This is a genomic window from Neolewinella aurantiaca, assembly GCF_008014675.1.
GTDB classification, from domain to species: domain Bacteria; phylum Bacteroidota; class Bacteroidia; order Chitinophagales; family Saprospiraceae; genus Neolewinella; species Neolewinella aurantiaca.
In genome coordinates, this window is record NZ_VOXD01000025.1 from 80,681 (window position 1) to 98,839 (window position 18,159).

An 18,159-nucleotide genomic window follows, 5' to 3' on the forward strand; every position below is an offset into this window, starting at 1 on the left:
ATCCGTTGACTAGAACAAGGCAATCGTGCCTTAAAACATGGTAGGTCGGAGCCGCAACTAAACTACGGACCGGAACCTCAACAGAAGCGAAACCTTCCGGAGCGGAAAGCTTAACGCTTCAATTGAGATAGTACTCCGTTAACGAGCTTTTTAGAATGGCAAATCCTCGCTATCGTCTGCTGGTGCTGCGGTAGATGGAGGGTTTGCTGGTGAGGCAGCAGTCGGGCTTTTAGGCGGAGGAGTAGACATGGTTGCTGCCGGCTCTTCGCTCGGCATATAATTGCTGCTGCCACCGCTTCGCGGGGCGGTAGGCATAACGCGGTAGTAGCTGCCTACGACTTCCGTCGTCTTGCGGTTGTTACCGTCTTTGTCCTGCCACTTGCGGTGAGTGAGTTTACCTTCAAGGTAAATCAGACTTCCTTTTTTCAGGTATTCCTGCGCGCGCTCAGCCAGAGCTCTCCATACAACAACATCATGCCACTCGGTTTGCTCCTGCCATTCTCCGGCTTTGTCGCGGTAGCTTTCAGAAGTGGCCATGCCGAATTTAGCGACCATCGCACCATTTTCCAGTGTGCGTACTTCCGGCTCTGCTCCGAGGCGGCCTACTAGTGTTACTTTGTTAATCATTGTTGCGAAGTTTGAATTTGTGGTTAAAACAGATCCAAAAGTAAGCTTTTATCCGCTAAATAGCGCGTGATCACCCGCGGGAAAGCATAATTTTCAAACATTTTGTTATTCAAAATGATTTTACCACTGATCTTCTCCGGCATGCCTTTCCAGCTGAAATGGTGAAACACCACGTGAATAGTCTGGTGCGTAAGCTGATGCTTCAGGGGGGCGCTGCGCTTCACAAACCTGAGGTCGTTGGTGGCTATCCAATCTGGCCAGTTTGCGTGAAGTGCCAATGCGTTGGTTCCCAATCCGGGTTCGTCGGTCTCAATCAACGGGAATTGGAACAGGTTTTGCCAGATGTCTTTCTCGAGTCGTTGTTCGATGATGGTTTGCCCTTTCTCATCGGCCAGCACCAGAAAGTGAAAGTACCGGGTCCGCCGCTTGAGTTTCTTTTCCTTAACGGGCAGGTCATAGACAGTGTTTTCAGCAAGGGCTTTACACCGCTCTGTTAACGGACAATGTGAGCACTTTGCTTGCTTGGGCGTACAAACCAGCGCGCCGAAATCCATAATGGCCTGATTGAACAAACGCGCGTCAGCGGTTCCCATTGCACCGTCTACTAATTCCTGGTAATGTTTGCGCCCCTTACCCGTATCTATTGGTGTGGAGTCGTTGTAGAAACGAGACAGAATCCTGAAAACGTTACCGTCGAGCACCGCAACCTGCCGGCCAAAGGCGAAAGAAGCGATGGCTGCTGCCGTGTAGGGACCAACTCCCGGCAAAGTGCGTAAGCCTGCGTAAGTGTCCGGGAAAACACCATCGTGGCTACCCACCACCATCCTTGCTGCCTTCAGGAGGTTCCGCGCGCGGGAGTAGTAACCCAGGCCTTCCCACAATTTCATGACCGCCTCGTCTTCTGCCGCCGCCAGATCTCCTACTTCAGGATAAGCTGTCACAAAGCGCTCAAAGTACGGGAGGCCTTGTTCGACCCGGGTCTGTTGCAAAATAATCTCACTCAGCCATATCCGGTAAGGATCCGAAATTGCCTTCCAGGGCATTGGCCTACGATCGGGATCGTACCAACCCAGTAAAGCGCTGCTAAAAAAAGAATCACGATCAGAGTCAGGCATCGGGCAAAGTTGAGAAAAAAAATGCCATGGCCTGTGAGGCCATGGCTGAAAAATTAATCAATCGTGAAATAATAGGCTTTTCCAATTTAGTACGTTTCTCGCAACTTTCCGTACTGGCTCGCAATTTGCGTCTTCAAATCTTTACGTGCAAAGAAAATGCGGCTTTTTACGGTGCCAAGCGGAAGACCAAGGTGATCAGCAATTTCCTGGTATTTAAATCCTTGGTAGTGCATCATGAAGGGAATGCGCGTACTCTCGTCCAGAAGCTCAATCATGTCTTTGAGCTCCTTGATCAGGATATTACTGTCAGCTTCGTTCTCAATAGTTACTCCTCCTGAATTCAGGTAGTAGAGGTTATCGGTATTATCGAGAATGGTTTTGGACTTCACTTTCTTACGGTAGTTGTTGATAAAGATGTTCTTCATGATGGTAAAAAGCCATGCTTTAAGGTTAGTGCCAGCCCGGAACTTGTCACGGTTAGACATTGCACGGAAAGCCGTCTCCTGATACAGGTCCTTAGCATCTTCCGAATTTTTTGTCAGTTTGTAGGCAAAAGAATTAAGGAGCGTGGTGAGGTTGTTGAATTCACCAACAAACTCGTTTTGGGTCATAACTTTCATACGGTGGGGGTATTGAACACGTCAAAGTTAAGGGTACAAAAACATGAGTACAAATAAATAAATACACCGTGTGCAAGATTTCATACCGTTAGACTCGACTACTAATCAATCTGTTACGGTCTGATTCCGAAACAGAACATGGAAAAAGCAGCTGGCACATCCATTAAAGATAGTATTTTCAGTAAAAAATGAAAGTTTAGTTACACTTGTAAGTAATTTATGCGCTGAATGCCGCCTGAATCCCGCTCAAACAGAGATCCCGAAAAAATTCCTCTTTTTATACCTTTTTGAAAGAAGAACACCACTTTTACAACGGCAGGTGCTTTCAGCCCGGCTGGGATGGCATCAATTCGAAGGCGCTGACGCAGGTGCAAAAAAAGTTTCCGGCAAAGTTCTTCCAACTCTTCAACGATGTCTCTGCCAACTTATCGCTGTGCTTTTGCAACAAAGTACATTGCAGCAGCAAAGAAGATGATATTGGGCATCCACATCCCCAGGTATACCGGAATGACCGGGCTCGCCGTGATGGTGGAAGCAAACCGGCTTAGAAAAACGAACAGCGCTCCGATAAAAATACCGAGAGCTAGTTGTACTCCCATTCCTCCCCGCGTTTTACGGCCGGCAACTGCTACCCCGATAAGGGTAAGGATAAAAATCGTAAACGGCTCTGCAGTACGCCGCGCCAATTCCACCTCATAGCGCCGGAAATTCCCGGACCCCCGTTCCTTTTGTTTACGCAGGTAGGCCAGTAGTTCGGGGGTACTCATCGCAGATTGCTGGTTGCCGTATTCAATAAAGTCCGTCGGGTTCAGGTTCAGTACGGTGTCCAGTGTCCTTCGGCCGCCAAGCTCTAGCGTTTCATCTTCCCCGTCAAACGTCCGGATTTCGTAGTTGGACAGTTGCCAGAACGAAGTATCACCATGAATGTAGCGAGCAGAACGGGCCTTGGTCAGGCTCCTGAGCTCGTTCTCCTGAAAGTACTCTATCCTGAAATTACGGGCGCTGCTGTCCCTTTTACTGAAGTGAGTCATGAACACCTTCGTGTTCGGAGCTACGAACATGTGGACGTTCTGTGTCTTACCCACATCCCGGTTTCGGTTAAAGTATACCCGCTCCAGGTTCGTCCTGTGGGCGTTCCCCCACGGAATAACGTAATGTATGCCCACGATATAGAGCAAGGATAAAAAGGCCGCAGAGACGAGGTAAGGGCGTAAAAACCGCCAGAAACTAACCCCCGCGTTCAGGATACTGATGATCTCTGAATTGTTGGCCATCCGTCCCGTAAAGAAAATAACGGCGATCAGCGTAAGCATTGGCCACAAAAAGCCCAGAATGAACAACAGAAAGGTAGGAAAGTACTCGAAAGCAATCTCCATCTTACTAATGTCGCTCTCGATAAACCTTTCGATCTTCTCGCTAAAGTCGATGATCAGGCTAACCATAGAGAAGATGAGCACCGTAAAGAAGAAGGTCCTCAGAAATTTCCCAATAATGTACCAGTCGAGTTTTTTCAGCATACAGAACGCAAAGGTAAGCTTTCTCTAATGACCCTATCCGGAGAAAAATTGTGGCTCAGCGGGGCTAAAAACCAAAAAGTGCTGTCGCTCCGTTGGAGCGACAGCACTTTTTGTTATTGCACTAGGTCGGTCAGTTACCGCTTCACTACGCGGCGCACTGCGCCGTCGATGCGGAGCAGGTAAACGCCCGAAGGAAGTGCTGAGGTATTCAACGTTGCCGCTTTAGCAGCGCCGTCAACGCGGCTGCTCTGCAGCAGGCGACCGTTCATATCAAAAAGCTCCAGGTCGATGTTGCGGTTGATGGCAACATCCCAACGGATGCTGAGGTCATTGGCTACCGGGTTAGGGAAGACACTCAGGCCTGCCTCAAGCGCACTGACTTCACGGTTCGAGACAATTGCCCCATCGAAAATGAGAACGTCATGGTACGCTACCGCCAGGTATCCGCCGTCAGGCGTTGTAACTACGTAGCCGAAGTCATCCGTATCGGCGTCGGCATCGGCGCTTTCGTAGAAGAGACCCAGACCGTTTATGTCTGCCTGAGAGAACGAGTCCCCTACCTGAAGTACATTGCCATAAAGCTCAAGGTTACCAAATTCAGGCAGTGCAGTCAGTGTGTACATTACATCTCCGCTGTTGTACTGATCGCTCGTAACGCTGAGTTTCTCCTTCAGGACCACGCTGCGGCCAAGGGGTTCAACCTCCGTAGCGGTGTTGTTGATCCGGGAAAGGTTAGAGGCACTCACATCGGCACAGAATTCAATATCCCAGCTGATGATAGAGCCGGCACCGTTTCCTGTTTCGCTAACGGCCACTTCCAGCAACCATTCACCGAAAATGTCTTCGCCGTTGAAATCAGCAAGTGACCCTTCAGGAATGAATACCCGCTCATCGTCTGGCGGACAAGCAACTGCCACCGGTGCATCGTCATCGAAGCCAAGATCCAGGCGGTTGGTCGAGAAGCACTTCTCGTCGTAAAGAACCACTCTTGTTCCCGCAGGACTGATCAGAGTGAGGGTCAGCTTGGAAACGAAGTTGTAACGAACATCGACATTCGGTAAGTTCACATCGCTGATTGCGCCGGATTCTTCAATGAAGAGTGCAGAAGTACGAACGTAAGAAGGCCCGCTTCCCGGCAGGTTAACGTCGTCTTCCGTTTTGTACGGCGTACAAGAACTGTTCACTGTTCTGAAGCTGTTCGGATCAGTCCACTCACCTGCTCCACAAACGTTGGTTGGGCGGATACGCCAGAAGTACAGCGTGTTGGAGTCAAAGAATTCGGCGGGCAGGTAATTTGTTGAAGTCAGTCCGCTGGAACGTTCAAAAATTGATTCTTCGCTGAACGTCGGAGAGGTGGCAATTTCGATTTCGTAAGTATCGGCGTTTACGGCATCAGTCCAGTTAAACGTAGTCGCCAGAATTACACCAGTAGTACCTTCTGCCGGAGCAGTCGTTGCGAGATCACTGTAGTCGTTGTCGGTAACGTCAAACAGGATGGTACGGCGGGCGGTGTCTTGTCCTTCAGCAACAGCAACAACGACAACCTCCAGCGGGCCGGAGTAGCGTACATCACTCAGGTCAACCGTCAGAGTGCCATCCACTCCGGGCACAAGAATGTCATCGGAGAACTCAGCTACTGCGCCATCAGGAAGGTTTTCGGTATCGATGGAAAGAGCGATCGGAGCAGCGAAGTTCAGGATGCTGCCCGTATTGAGTTCAATTGAAAGTACGTCCGGGAGGCAAACCTCTTCGAAGCGAGTAGAAGGTTCCAGGGTGAAGGACGGTACTTCCGCCGGGAGCACGTTGAATTCGCTGGTATTTACGTTCAGGAATACATTGTCAGCAGCTTCCACCATAATGCGGCCGCTGGAGGTGAGCGCCTCTTCCGGAACGGTGATGAAGGCACTACCGATGTTGGGTGCGTCTTCGGCCAGAACGATGTCGAAGGTTTCTCCGCCATCGGTAGACATAACGATGTTGACGCGCTTACAATTTACCGGAGCCTGATCGGTGTTGGCCACGTCCCAGGTAATCTCCCGGTAATCGCCAACGTGAAGGTCTCCTCCTGCGATATCGTCTACCAGGAACGGCCCTGCCACATCAGAGGTGAAGAAGTGCAGCTGTTTCCAGTCTACTCCGCCGGCCATTGGGTTATTGTCGCGCGCAGTAAGGCGGAAGGTCATTTCGCGGGTGTAGGTGGGCAGCACCTCTTCATTGTCCTGAATATCATTGACGATACGGTTGAGGGTAGGAAAGTAACGCACATTTCCGTCCGGGACGGGGAAGAAAGAGCGGAACAACGGCGCGTTTCCGGAAGGATTGTTGATGTCGGAGGCCGGGCCAAGATCGTACTGTTCCCAAGTATAGGTAAGTGCGTCGCCGTTGGCGTCGGTTGCCGTTCCGGTAAGGCGGAAAGGAGTGCTGACGGGAATGGTGAAGTCATCTTCGTAGTCGAAATCCACCTCGGGGGTGAAGTTATCTGTTTCGATCACGGTGGCACAGTCGGCAGCTCCGGTCTCGCGGGTAAAGGTCAGAAACTGCTCGAGGCTTCCTACGTGGTAGTAAGACTGTTCGCCGCCGATGTTCTGGCTGCCACACGCTCCGGCATAAGACATGATGGTTGTTCCTGACCCTGGCTCAAAAGCCGTTCCGCTGGCGCGCTGGCCATCGTTGCCGGGGCAGTTGTTCCAACTGTGGCTCACTGAGAACTGGTGCGCTACCTCGTGCGCCATAATGCGCAGGGCAGCTGCAACCACGGTACCACCCACACAGGTTACACCGCGGGTTTTTCCGCCGTCGTTACAAGCATTTCCGCTCACTACTCCCCCAACGTCAGAGCAACGTCCGGTCAGGATATGGCCAAGATCGTAACTCCCAAGCGGTATACCCGCTGCGGTGAAGGCCGGGAGCACCTGCCCCAGTAGTCTGCCACCTTCCTGATCGGGGTTGATGTAAGGATCCGATGCCGCGTCCAGATAGATGAGCGTATCGACAATGGTGAGTTGCATCCGGATGCCGACTTCGTTTTCAAAGATCGCATTGATCGTGCTCACTACCGTGTTATATGCTTCACGAACAGCAGCCTTGGTTCCTCCTACGCGATCAGCGAACTCTCCGGTGTTGGTAATGATCAGATCGTAGACCCGGAGTTCGCGGGCTTCATTGCCTGCTTTTAAACCGTTGTGTGCACCTGCGTGCGCGCCTCGTTCCAGCATTTCCTCGCTAAGCTCGAGGTCGGCGTAATCGGGCATGTTGACATCATCGTAGCCACAAGACATTTCACCTTCGTCTTCGGCAGCCATTGCCATGAATTCGCTGTAGTTAGACACACGGTAGTTGCCGCTGTTGTCTTCTATCGGGTCGATGACAAAGTAGCCATTCGGTCCGCGAACCACCGCCGACATTTTGTTGGGAGATGTAGCCACGCGGCCACCACCCCAGGGGCCCACCAAACGGTAGCTTCCCAGTTCAGGATCGTCGGCCATGGGGCTGTTGTACGCAGTAAACTCCGCAAAACCTCCGCCGGGCAAAGGAAGACTTACTACCGTCTTGCTCTTGAGGCCCTGAAACTCCAAAGGAGCCTGCTTCAACTCGTCTCTGAGCAGGTCGAGATCGACCGATACGGTCTTTACGTCCTGAATTTCAGAAGTAACAGCTACTGAGCCGGTGAACTGGAAGGGGGAAGTTTGGGCGGTTAAGCCGAGCGTGACACAAAGGGCCAACGCGAGAGATAACAGTCTGATCATAATAGGTTTCTACTTGGTCAACAAAGATACAAGATGCGCACGGGACATAAGCGTCGCCTAGCATACATAGTAGCTAGTGGGCAAGGGGCAGTGCCTGCCCTACGAGAGGGCGTACACTCCCGCAGCAACGTGCGGAACATCACCAGTTGCATTCTCTCCGTAATGACTAATATTTAGCCGATTTCCCTTGCGGTAAGCTCCCTAAAATAAACTCCCGGACGTGCTCATTGGAGTTCTTGAGGTCTTCCCGCCGCAGGTACATCATGTGCCCTGAGTAATAGCCCTTGAAGCTGAGGCGGTCTTTCATCCGACCGCTGGGGTCGAGGTGCCACAGGTTGTATTTGGCGTCGTAGTAGTTGGTAGCACCGTCGAAGTAACCGCTCTGAATCATGACGTTCAGATAGGGGTTCATCGCCATTGCCTTGCGGAGGTTAGGGCCGGAATTGTCTCCGGACCGATCCCAGGGGTGTACCGGGCCAAACATATTGTACTCCAGATCGGTCTTGAAGTTCAGTTCTTCGCGGAGGTAGTAATTGATGGCGGGCGTGAAGGAATGAAGCCAGCTGGTGAGTTCCGCGTTATAGTCCGGGCGGCCACCGCCCGCCATTTCGTCGAGACCGGTGTAGCGCGAGTCGAGGCGGCCAACGGTAAAGTTTCCGCGTTCGTTGCCGCGCAACAGATGTTTCCAAAAGTAATTGGTGGAGGGCATCAGGTTGTTGTCCAGCCATTCCTGACGGCTGAGGCCGGAAAGACGGGCGGCTTTATCAGCGATATCGACACGCTCGTCGACGCTCAACGATGCGCCCCGGGCCAGGGCTGGCAGCAGTTCGTTCTGGGTGAACGTTTCGGCTTCGGGGAGGATATCGACCAGGTCTTTGCCCTGAAGATCAGCGGGCAACTGCTTGTGGTACCAGGCCGCTGCGGTGAAGTACGGCAGCGCGTTGGCGGCCTTCACGATGCCGCTGCGCTCGATGCCAATGTCGGTCGGAGAAACCAGAATAACGCCGTTGAGGTACATCCACTTGCGTTCCTGAAGCTCCAGGGCCAGACCGGAGACGCGGGTGGTACCGTAGCTCTCGCCGATCAGGAATTTGGGGCTGCGCCAGCGGTTGTTGCGGCTCACGAAGTTGCTCAGCCAGTCGGCCAGGTAAGTGATGTCTTGCCGTACGCCAAAAAACTGCTTTCGGTCGGCGCCTTCCACCATGCGGCTGAAGCCGGTGTTGACGGGGTTGACGTACACAATGTCGGCCACGTCGAGCACCGAATAGGGGTTATTGCTCACGCCGTAGGGCTGCACGGGGTAGCCCTCGTCGTCGATGTTCAACACCTTCGGGCCGGTATAGGCAAGGTGCATCCATACCGATGCCGAGCCGGGGCCGCCGTTGAAACTGATCAGCAGCGGGCGGTTGGGGTCGTCCACGTCGGTACGGACGTAGTAGGTGTAGTGCAGGCCGGCGACCACTTCGTTTTTGGCGTTGTACACCGGCTGTACGCCGATGGTAGCTTTATAGGGTACGGTCTTCCCGTTGATTTTTGCCGAGTGGGTACTCGTTTGCGCCATGTCCATGTTCAGCTCGCGGGTAAGCGGCATCTCTACGTTCATCTTTTCCTGGGCGCGGGCGCAGGTGCAGAGGGTAAGGACGAGGAGCAAGGTCAGGTAAAAGTTCGGTCTCATCTTGTGTGCTTTGGTTATGGACGGGTAAGATAGTAAGCCTTGAATTATCTTCAGAGATTTGACATTTCAAAAGTGTGCATACCAAATTGAAAAAGAGCTAGTTGAAACCTCTAAATCCAAGTTTGAACGGGAATTTTACGACGAGACACCTCTACTAACCGTGAATAAGGATTTGTGAGGGGGAATCTTCCCTCTATGCTTAGTATTACCATACAAAACCCTACACCATGAAGAATATCTTATGCGCCTTCCTATTCCTATGTCTCTTCACTTCCTGCGAAAAAGACCCAGCATCATTTACTCCGCCATGTGAAATTGCCGGACAAGAAATCCTGGAACTCATCCGGACCGAGGGCCTCATCAGCACCCGCCTTGAGGCTAGTGGCATTGTCAACGGAATCGGTGTTAGCGGTACTCCGACAATTAACGGTTGTATTCTTGAATACGAAGGGACTTTCTATAATCTCGAACAGCTCGTCTCTTTCGAGGCCGACGGTGTTTTTCTCAGGTTGAATTTCCCGTAGGCCCGTTATGCTTCCCACAACTCCGTCAGCGAAAACCAGCAGATTAATCAAGCTGAACGAGAAGCTACCGTTACCGACACGCAATGTGTAGCGATTCGCTATTTGCGCCGAGTAATTCAGCGCTAGTATGAAAATTATGTTATCCTCCTTTATCTGCTTGATAAGCCTAGTAGGTTACAGCCAGCAAGACACTATTTTTCATGAGTTTCCTTTATTCTTCGAAGATGCCGTTGGGAATAAAGACACCGTTTACATCGGCCTGTCAGAATTCGCTAATTCGGAGTTCAATCCTCACCTCGGCGAGGTGAATTTGGTTAATGTTCCGTTTGACAGCGTTTTTGAGGTTCGTTTGGCAATATTCGACGAATTGGCGGAAGGAGACTTGCCAACCTACTTGGGTAAATCTCGGTATGCAGGTATTCAGCTTACAATGGACGATCTTAGGGATTGTACCCGTCTTCGAATTTTCGATGGTATATCTTTTGTCGTCCACTCCTTACATCCTCCTTTGAAGATAAGGTGGAATAGTGAAATTTTTCGTGAAGACGGCGAACTTCATTGCATTGGTGGAACATGGATAAATAATACCCATGCACCTTTGGTTGACTTTGGATGGGAAGAACTCCATGAGAATAGTGAGGCTTATACGCTCGCTTGCTTGAGAGATACAACGGAAATGGTTATAGTTACTCCATTCCGAACCTTTTCCGGCGAGTCAGGAACCATAGACGCGAGCGATCTTCCGTCAGGTCTTTACCTGCTCAAGGCTGTGTTCAACGACGGAAGAAGTGGAACGGCTAAATTTGTTAAGCATTAGGAAGATTCTGATTTCCCCTCCCACAACCCCACCAGCTCAAACCCCTCCGCCGCAAACACCCCCTTGTCACTAAGCTTAAGCTCAGGAATCACCAGCAGAGCCAAAAACGACAGGGTCATAAACGGCGAATTCAGCTCACACCGCAACTTCCTCCGGGCAAAACCAGTGAGTGCTTCGTAGCGGGCGGCTACGCGGGGACCGCTGTCGCTGCTCATGATTCCGGCGACGGGCAACGGTAATACCTCCAGGTGTTCATCGCGGCCGGCGGCGATGCCGCCGCGCTCGGCGATCACGGCGTTGGCGACGCGGCAGATGGCCTCGTCGTCTACCCCAACTACCACGATGTTGTGGCTGTCGTGCGCGACGGAGCTGGCGATAGCGCCGCGTTCCATCTTCATGCCCGTCACGAAGCCTACTGCCGGAGGGGCATCTTCATACCGGTTGATGACGGCGATCTTGAGCAGGTCGCGCTCCGGCGAAGCGACGGGGCGGCCAACATCGTCGAGCGTTGGCTTCATCAGTTTTTTGCCCGTCACCAGCTCTCCGTCGAAGACTTCGATGACGCGGAGTTGGGCTCCTTCGGGCCCGGCAGGAACGGCAAAGTCTGCCGGAGTCTTTGGCCTGCAGTTGAAGCGATTGATTGGTTCCTGATCGAAATCCGACAGGTTGTGATGCCCGGCTTCGCCTACTTTCTGGCCTTTGATGTAAGTCGACATCACCGCCATGTGGCGAAGATCATCGACCTGAATGAAGTCAGCCCGGTCTCCGACGCGAAGCTGACCGACATCGAGACCGTAGTGCTCCACCGGGTTGCGGCAAGCGATGGTGAGGACGTCGAACAGGTCGTAGCCCTGATCGATGGCTCGTTGTACGAGCAGGTTGATGTGTCCGCGCATCAGGTCGTCCGGGTGACTGTCGTCGGTACAGAACATCAGTTTTTCAGGAAACTCACCGATCAATTCGTGAAGGGCGGCATAGTTTTTGGCGGCGGATCCTTCACGGATCAGGATTTTCATTCCGGCATCGAGCTTGTCGCGGGCCTCACCGGCGGAGGTACATTCGTGATCAGTTGTGATACCGGCGCGGGCGTAGGCAGCGGCTTCTTCGCCGCGCAGGCCGGGGGCGTGGCCGTCTACGGCTTTGCCCCGCTCGATGGCGGCGGAAATCTTGGCTAACATTTCCATGTCTCCGTTCAACACCGCCGGATAATTCATCACTTCGCTGAGGTAAAGGATGTCGTCGCGCTCCAGCAATTCAACTATCTCAGCGACACCAATTTCTGCTCCAGCCGTTTCGAAGGTAGTGGCGGGCACACAGCTCGGCGCGCCGAAGTTGATGCTCAGTGGAGTGTGCTTTGCGTTTTCCAGCATGTACTTAACGCCTTCAATACCGAGCACGTTGGCAATTTCGTGCGGGTCGGAGACCGTCGCTACCGTCCCGTGGGTCACGGCCAGCTTAGCAAACTCGACGGGCAACAACATCGAACTCTCGATGTGTACGTGGGCATCCACGAAACCAGGCAGGATGTACCAGCCACGATCGTCGCGCGAAGGGTCTCTATCTATGGCATCGATGTAGCCCTCATCGTTAATCGTGACGATGGCGCCGAAAACGGTACGGGTGTCTAGGTCTACTAACCTTCCTTTTACTTGCTGCATACCGGGGAAACGATGCTGAAGGGCCGGGGTTCAACGGGGAGGGGAGTAACTAGTGCGTAGTTGGTAGAATGTAGTAGGTAGTGCTGCCGCACGTGGTAGTGCGTAGTTGGTAGAATGTAGTAGGTAGTGCTGCCGCACGTGGTAGTGCGTAGTTGGTAGAATGTAGTAGGTAGTGCTACCGCACGTGGTAGTGCGTAGTTAGTAGAATGTAGTAGATAGTGCTGCCGCACGTGGTAGTGCGTAGTTGGTAGTGAGTAGAATGTATTAGGTAGTGCGTAGTTAGTAGAATGTAGTAGATAGTGCTGCCGCACGTGGTAGTCGGGGGATGCTCGCTGCGCTCGTGCGGCAGCACTACCCCCTTACATTCTACCCACTACCTACTCTAAATCTTCCTCATCGAATTTACCGAAGATCCGGCAGGTGAGGACCGTCAGGTCATCCGGGAACTCATTGTTTTGCCGAAAATCATTCAGCTCGCGCACGAGTGCGTTGTTCACTGCTTTTGCGGAGCGTCCGTGTTGGCGGCGCATGAAACGGTAGAGAATTTCTTCTTCGTAAATCTCACCGGCGTTGTTCTGCAAGTCGGTGAGCCCGTCGGTATAGGTGAGAATGAGGGCTTGCGAAGGCAGTTCAAGTTTACCTACTTCAAGCATCGGTAATTCTTCGATGGATCCTAAAATCAGCGTTCCTTCGGTCAGTAGCTGCAGACCATTTTCGTGAACGAGAACGGGAGGTGGATGGCCGGCATTGACGTAGCTCAGCTCGTTCTTTTCAATGTCGTACTCGGCTACAAAGAAAGTTACAAAGCGCTCTCCGTTCGTGATTTTATAGACGGCTTTATTGATGTCAGAGACGAAGTCGTAGAGGCTGGAACGCTTCGTGATCAGGGTATGGAAGTTGGCCTGAAAGTTGGCCATCAAAAGAGCCGCGCTTACGCCCTTCCCCGTAAAATCGCCGATGCAGAATACGAGCTTGCCGTCTTCAAATTCTTTGAAGTCGATGTAGTCTCCGCCAACACCAAGTTTTGGCTGGTAGATGGTACTGATCTCGTACTCTTCCCGCATCGGGAAGCGCTCAGGAATGAGCATTTTCTGGACTTTTGCTCCGAGGTCCATATCTGCTTCCAGTCTTTCCTGCTCGATCTGGCGGCGGAAGAGGCGTTTGTTCTCGATCGCTACTGCGATCACATTCGTGATCGTGGTGATGATCTGCACGCGTTCGAACATATCCTCTTCCTCCTCGAATTTACCGATCAAGATGTAGGCGATCGGGCGCTCTTTGTGGAGTACGGGGATGATATGTTCGAAGTGGGAGAAGAAGGATTCGTCTTCGGCTTCCAGAACCGCTGGCCGGGTGAAGTACTGAAGTTCGGTACCCAGGTCAATGGTCGGGATTTCAATTTCCTCCAGTCCGATGGATGCCGCAATCACCCAGGCGTTATCGTTAGTACTGCTACGCACCATCAATGCCATTCTGGTAAGCTTTAGTTCCTTACGCAAAAACACCCGATACATACCAAAGAGATCCTCGGCTGCAACGTTGTTGTTGATTGCCTGCGTGATCTGCAGCAAACGCTGCACCTGTAACTGGCGCAGGTGAAGTTCACGTTCGAGGTTCTGTATGCGGGAAAATGGCTTTGTCATTCTGTATCAGCAAATATATTAGCCAGACGGTGGATTAAGTAGTTTGACAGTAGAAATAGCAAAATTGTTTGTCTCTCCAGCTATCTGCAACCTCCCCACACCCGGGTCCGATCAGCGATTTCGCGTAGCGCTACTTCAGCACGCTCAGCACTTTGTCGATTTCCAACTGCATTTTTCTCGAATCGACCTCAAGCAATATTTGCTGCTGTTCCCGCTCGGTCATATGGAGGGAGACGGAGGTTTCCAGCGGGTCCTCCGCATGAGGTTCGTAGTTGAAGCGGTAAAGGTGAAACATATCCGGACCAAATAAATCGGAGAGCTGCCCTAGCAGTACTTCCTGGTCAAGAATCTGGGTTCCGAGGATGTTGCCCGCCACACCTACCGGGCTGAAGAGGTTTTCCACTACTCCCCTGCGGTCATCGGGGTCTATTTTGTCTGAATCCCGAAATACACTCACCTGAATCAGGTGCACGCCCGACGTATTCTCGCGCAGCCAATCCCGAAATACCGACAGAAAGCGTTCAGCAGAAGCGACACCATAGTTGTCGCGGTAGCCAGCATCCATCAGCCTGATAGACGGCCGGGTAGGAAGGGTAACCAGAGGCAGGACATAGGGGTACGTCGCATTCATCCGCAGCGCAGTTGTGAACCGGAGGCTGTCGGAGGATTGCCCCGGCAGGAGGCGACGAAAGTCGACCATATCCGGGCGAAGTTTAAGGTCTCCCCGCTGCGATGCCGCGGGCACGGTCATGTAACTCACTCCCTGCGGGGAGATCACCATTCTCCTGCCATCCTCAACGATGCTGGGGGTAACGAATAACAGCGGGATGTCCGCTTTTTGTTCAGGCTCCCGGTAATCCACCAGGGGTTTATCCATCCACCCTTGTGTATTCAGGTTCAATTCGCGCTCGAAGCCGTAAGCACGGTCACGCCGGTACTTTCTCCCTCCTACTTCCACTTCCGTAAAAGGAAGAAAGACATCGTTACTCACCAGAGAAAAAGCTACCGGATTGAGAAGATCCTGCCCCATTCGCTCCAGGCGGCTCACCCCGTTCTCGCTGAAAGCAGTATCGCTCAGGTAAGCCTCCCTCAGGTAGGCCAGCCCGAGCTCGCCACCGCTCGCTCCGGTCATCAACCCCGTATGCTGAAGGAGTTTACCATCAGAGCAAGTCTCGATTGTCTGGACAACATGGATAGCCCAGAGCGCAGCAGCAAGTCCTCCTCCGCTGGCACAAACAACGAAGAAAGGAGGTTTTTCCTCTGTCTGTTTTGCCTTCCAGTTTTCAAGAATGCCGATGGTAGCGGCAAGATCATTCTCCAAAACAGAACTTTCGTATTGGGCCAGTAAACGGGTATCGTTGTAGGGAGCACTACTACTGTAATCCAGGCCGTAGGCCTGGTTGCCATGATGGAACCAACTCGAACTGGTAACCAGGTTAAGACCAAAAAGCAAGACAACAAGCAGCGTAAACCTCCACTCCGAAAACCAGTAGCTGATGGCTCCGATGAAAGCAATTATCAAGCTGAGTAAAACGATAAAACTCGCCCCGGCGGGAATCTGAAAAAAGGGCACATCGATCAGGAACCCAAGGGTACCCAACACGATGATGGTAGAAAACTGAAGGAGAATGGCATTGAGATGATTCTGCCGGAAAATGCTCATCAATACCGACGAATCGTAGTGGGCTACCGAGCGAACCACTTTATACTTCAGCCGCTCGTTCAGGTAGGTTTTTACCAGGTACGGATTATCGTAGATGCTCATCAGTTTCGGGGCCAGTGCCCGGGCTCCTGTTCGGCGATAGCCTCGTCCCCGCCGGCTTTGCCCCGGGCCTATGTTGGGTGGCGGCTCTCTGAATTGCGGCCGGTAGTAACTTATATCACGGTTGGTGAGATTGAAGTAGAGTGCGTAGAGAAACAGGCTGATCACGAGCCCCAGCACTAACCCGCTAAGACTCTCGGCTATCTCCCACCAACCGGGATGAAAATCTCTCACCGGCTGCATAAACCGTACGACCAGGCCACAATAAAACAGGAAAAAGCCCAACGGCAGCAGCGCGTTATTAATACAATATTTGAAGAAAGGCCGTGAAAGGCTGGCCAAGAAATTGAAATAACCGCCAATGAGCAAGTAAGTGCTCAGGTTCCAGCTCATCACGAAAAAGCCATAAGCCAAACCAATGATCAGGTACGCCCAGAACCCGTCGGAATCAAGGTATTCCGGATCCAGAAACAGGTACTGCAGACCCAAACGCGGACCAAGGACACCACTCATCATCAGGGCAAGCAACACCCATACGAGCAGCAACAGCGAGTTGCTGCGCAGGTGCAGTAAAAACAACTGCACGGAGAAAGATCGGTGAATGCCGGATAATAAAGCTCGCATGGTCGGGAGCCAAAGTTAGTTGATTATGCGTGACCCAGCCTAAATTGTTTGCCCGGCCGACCATACTACTGAAGATTTCGCTTTGCGGCTTCTTCGAGGTTTGGCTCCCTCTTCGCTGAGAGCCTTAGGCAAACCTTGCTGAAAAGGGCGGAGGGTGAGGTGGAAAATCAAAAATGTCCAGTAGTATGCCTGCCGATACAATGCATTAACGATCAGGCCTCAAAGTTGCCAGCTCATCATTCTGGTGGGCGGGTTAACGGCTGTGGCTTTCTGACACTCCTCCTTAAAAACGATTATGGCACCTGCGGCCGCGCCTAAAACTCCACGTTGATCAGATCAATGAACTGCTGAATCCGACCATCGATCATCTCTTTGGTGAGGTTCTGCATGCGGCGGGTACCGAAGTCTTCCACTACGAAGCTGGCCATAGCCGAACCGTAGATGATGGCACGCTTGAGGTTATCAAAGCTCGTATCGTCGGTAGCAGCAAGGTAACCCATGAAGCCTCCGGCAAAAGTATCGCCTGCACCGGTAGGATCAACGACAGTAGGCAACAGCAAAGCGGGAGCGCTGAACAACTTGTCGCCGTCGAACAGCAACGCACCGTGCTCACCTTTTTTGATGATAAGGATGCGTGGGCCCATGTCAACAATTTTTGCCGCAGCCTTCAGCAGGCTGAGTTCGCCAGACAGTTGGCGGGCCTCTTCGTCGTTAATCACCAAAACGTCGATCCGCTTGAGGACTTCTTTGAGTGGCTCCATCGCGATGTCCATCCAGAAGTTCATCGTATCCAGTGCGATGAGTTTCGGCTTGCTCTCCATCTGATCAATCACGGTAGACTGAACCTGAGGGCTGAGGTTGCCAAGCATTACGTAATCAGTATTACGGTAAGCAGCGGGAACTTTAGGGTCAAAGTCGGCCAGAACATTGAGCTGGGTATCGAGAGTATCGCGCCCCATCATATCGTCGTGGTAACGGCCGGCCCAGTAAAAAGACTTTCCGTCGGGCACCACCTCTACGCCTTCAAGATCGGCACCACGCTTCTTCATGTCGTCCAGAAAATCCTGGTTGTAATCTCCTCCGATTACAGAAACGAGTTGTACCGGCTTCACCAGTTGGGTTGCAGCCATAGCGATGTAAGTACAGCTACCGGCCTCAATCATTTTCACTTCGCCGAAGGGCGTGTAAACGTCGTCGTAGGCAATGGTTCCGATGGCGAGAAGGCTCATGTTTGGTCTTTTAGTTCATTAGTCTGTGGCTCCTGAGGAGCCATAAAAAAAGTCGAGCACGATGACTCGTACTCGACTTTTGATGCGCCTCAGAAAGGGCTCGAACCTTTGACCTACGGATTAACAGTCCGCCGCTCTAACCAACTGAGCTACTGAGGCATTTTGCGTTGCGGCTGCAAATGTACGATGGGTTATTTTATCTCGCAACAGTAAAACGAAAAAAATATAAAATTATCTTGCCTGCTTACTGACCATCAGTTCAGAATCAGGGTTTCCAGCCTCCCGCATCAGATTTACCCGCGAGAGTAAAAGCCAACCCAGGCCGGCAAACGCACAGCAGGTAAAGGTCGCCAGTCCGTAACCATAGCGTTCCGCCACGCCGAACCCGATGAGAGGCGTTAAGACAAACGCCGCTGAATAACTGGCCGAAAGTAAGCCGAGGTACTCCCCTCTCCGCGCCGGGGGCGAGTGAGTGGAGACAATGGTCCGCTACGATTTTAGGCTTCTAAAAAAGGGTAGGCCCTTAACTTGGTGATTCTCACACCTACCAAGAATGACCTACCCGACGAAAATCGAAACTCTCGCTGCCCAAATATTGCAAA

The 18,159-nt window shown here is 52.2% G+C and carries 12 protein-coding genes and 1 tRNA gene; 2 read left to right on the top strand and 11 right to left on the bottom strand.

Translation table 11 applies throughout. The features are described from left to right. Positions 1-150: 150 nt before the first annotated feature. The 6 genes from FUA23_RS15730 to FUA23_RS15755 all read right to left on the bottom strand — a co-directional run bounded on the left by FUA23_RS15730 (position 151) and on the right by FUA23_RS15755 (position 9,300). A complete protein-coding gene (locus tag FUA23_RS15730; protein ID WP_147931710.1) occupies positions 151-627 on the bottom strand; it encodes a single-stranded DNA-binding protein in 477 nt (158 codons plus the stop codon). A 23-nt stretch (positions 628-650) separates the two neighbouring features. Continuing rightward, positions 651-1,742, bottom strand: coding sequence for an A/G-specific adenine glycosylase (gene mutY / locus FUA23_RS15735; RefSeq protein ID WP_147931711.1), 1,092 nt, complete (start codon positions 1,740-1,742; stop codon positions 651-653). 86 nt (positions 1,743-1,828) lie between these two features. Next, positions 1,829-2,353 (bottom strand): RNA polymerase sigma factor, encoded by a 525-nt coding sequence (locus FUA23_RS15740; RefSeq protein ID WP_147931728.1) that lies wholly within the window; start codon positions 2,351-2,353, stop codon positions 1,829-1,831. A gap of 434 nt (positions 2,354-2,787) precedes the next feature. Next, a complete protein-coding gene (locus tag FUA23_RS15745) occupies positions 2,788-3,879 on the bottom strand; it encodes an LptF/LptG family permease (protein WP_147931712.1) in 1,092 nt (363 codons plus the stop codon). A gap of 134 nt (positions 3,880-4,013) precedes the next feature. Then, on the bottom strand, positions 4,014-7,625 hold the full coding sequence (locus FUA23_RS15750; protein WP_147931713.1) for a zinc-dependent metalloprotease: 3,612 nt from the start codon (positions 7,623-7,625) through the stop codon (positions 4,014-4,016). Between the two features lie 166 nt (positions 7,626-7,791). After that, positions 7,792-9,300 (bottom strand): S10 family peptidase, encoded by a 1,509-nt coding sequence (locus tag FUA23_RS15755; protein WP_147931714.1) that lies wholly within the window; start codon positions 9,298-9,300, stop codon positions 7,792-7,794. A gap of 227 nt (positions 9,301-9,527) precedes the next feature. Here FUA23_RS15755 and FUA23_RS15760 point away from each other — a divergent pair, with 227 nt between their 5' ends. Beyond that, entirely contained in the window at positions 9,528-9,824 is a 297-nt protein-coding gene (locus FUA23_RS15760; protein WP_147931715.1) for a hypothetical protein, read from the top strand. 127 nt (positions 9,825-9,951) lie between these two features. Beyond that, the gene (locus FUA23_RS15765) at positions 9,952-10,641 is read left to right on the top strand and encodes a T9SS type A sorting domain-containing protein (protein WP_147931716.1); all 690 of its coding nucleotides are present in this window, start codon (positions 9,952-9,954) and stop codon (positions 10,639-10,641) included. Here the strand turns inward: FUA23_RS15765 and ade are convergent. The 5 genes from ade to FUA23_RS15795 form a co-directional block, all read right to left on the bottom strand. Then, positions 10,638-12,299, bottom strand: a complete 1,662-nt coding sequence (gene ade, locus FUA23_RS15770; RefSeq protein WP_147931717.1) for an adenine deaminase — start codon at positions 12,297-12,299, stop codon at positions 10,638-10,640. The two genes, FUA23_RS15765 and ade, sit on opposite strands and share 4 nt — an antisense overlap. Positions 12,300-12,676: 377 nt before the next feature. Beyond that, on the bottom strand, positions 12,677-13,942 hold the full coding sequence (locus tag FUA23_RS15780) for a PP2C family protein-serine/threonine phosphatase (protein WP_147931719.1): 1,266 nt from the start codon (positions 13,940-13,942) through the stop codon (positions 12,677-12,679). 130 nt (positions 13,943-14,072) lie between these two features. Beyond that, complete coding sequence (locus FUA23_RS15785) at positions 14,073-16,328, bottom strand: PALP domain-containing protein (protein WP_147931720.1); 2,256 nt, start codon at positions 16,326-16,328, stop codon at positions 14,073-14,075. A gap of 314 nt (positions 16,329-16,642) precedes the next feature. Next, positions 16,643-17,557, bottom strand: coding sequence for a PfkB family carbohydrate kinase (locus FUA23_RS15790; protein WP_147931721.1), 915 nt, complete (start codon positions 17,555-17,557; stop codon positions 16,643-16,645). Positions 17,558-17,642: 85 nt separating this feature from the next. Next, a tRNA-Asn gene (locus tag FUA23_RS15795) sits at positions 17,643-17,716 on the bottom strand. Positions 17,717-18,159: the final 443 nt, after the last annotated feature.

What these genes read in the sequence shown, in the direction of transcription:
- FUA23_RS15730 (WP_147931710.1), bottom strand. Translation starts at nt 627, where the DNA reads ATGATTAACAAAGTAACACTAGTAGGCCGCCTCGGAGCAGAGCCGGAA.
- mutY (WP_147931711.1), bottom strand. Translation starts at nt 1,742, where the DNA reads ATGCCTGACTCTGATCGTGATTCTTTTTTTAGCAGCGCTTTACTGGGT.
- FUA23_RS15740 (WP_147931728.1), bottom strand. Translation starts at nt 2,353, where the DNA reads ATGACCCAAAACGAGTTTGTTGGTGAATTCAACAACCTCACCACGCTC.
- FUA23_RS15745 (WP_147931712.1), bottom strand. Translation starts at nt 3,879, where the DNA reads ATGCTGAAAAAACTCGACTGGTACATTATTGGGAAATTTCTGAGGACC.
- FUA23_RS15750 (WP_147931713.1), bottom strand. Translation starts at nt 7,625, where the DNA reads ATGATCAGACTGTTATCTCTCGCGTTGGCCCTTTGTGTCACGCTCGGC.
- FUA23_RS15755 (WP_147931714.1), bottom strand. Translation starts at nt 9,300, where the DNA reads ATGAGACCGAACTTTTACCTGACCTTGCTCCTCGTCCTTACCCTCTGC.
- FUA23_RS15760 (WP_147931715.1), top strand. Translation starts at nt 9,528, where the DNA reads ATGAAGAATATCTTATGCGCCTTCCTATTCCTATGTCTCTTCACTTCC.
- FUA23_RS15765 (WP_147931716.1), top strand. Translation starts at nt 9,952, where the DNA reads ATGAAAATTATGTTATCCTCCTTTATCTGCTTGATAAGCCTAGTAGGT.
- ade (WP_147931717.1), bottom strand. Translation starts at nt 12,299, where the DNA reads ATGCAGCAAGTAAAAGGAAGGTTAGTAGACCTAGACACCCGTACCGTT.
- FUA23_RS15780 (WP_147931719.1), bottom strand. Translation starts at nt 13,942, where the DNA reads ATGACAAAGCCATTTTCCCGCATACAGAACCTCGAACGTGAACTTCAC.
- FUA23_RS15785 (WP_147931720.1), bottom strand. Translation starts at nt 16,328, where the DNA reads ATGCGAGCTTTATTATCCGGCATTCACCGATCTTTCTCCGTGCAGTTG.
- FUA23_RS15790 (WP_147931721.1), bottom strand. Translation starts at nt 17,557, where the DNA reads ATGAGCCTTCTCGCCATCGGAACCATTGCCTACGACGACGTTTACACG.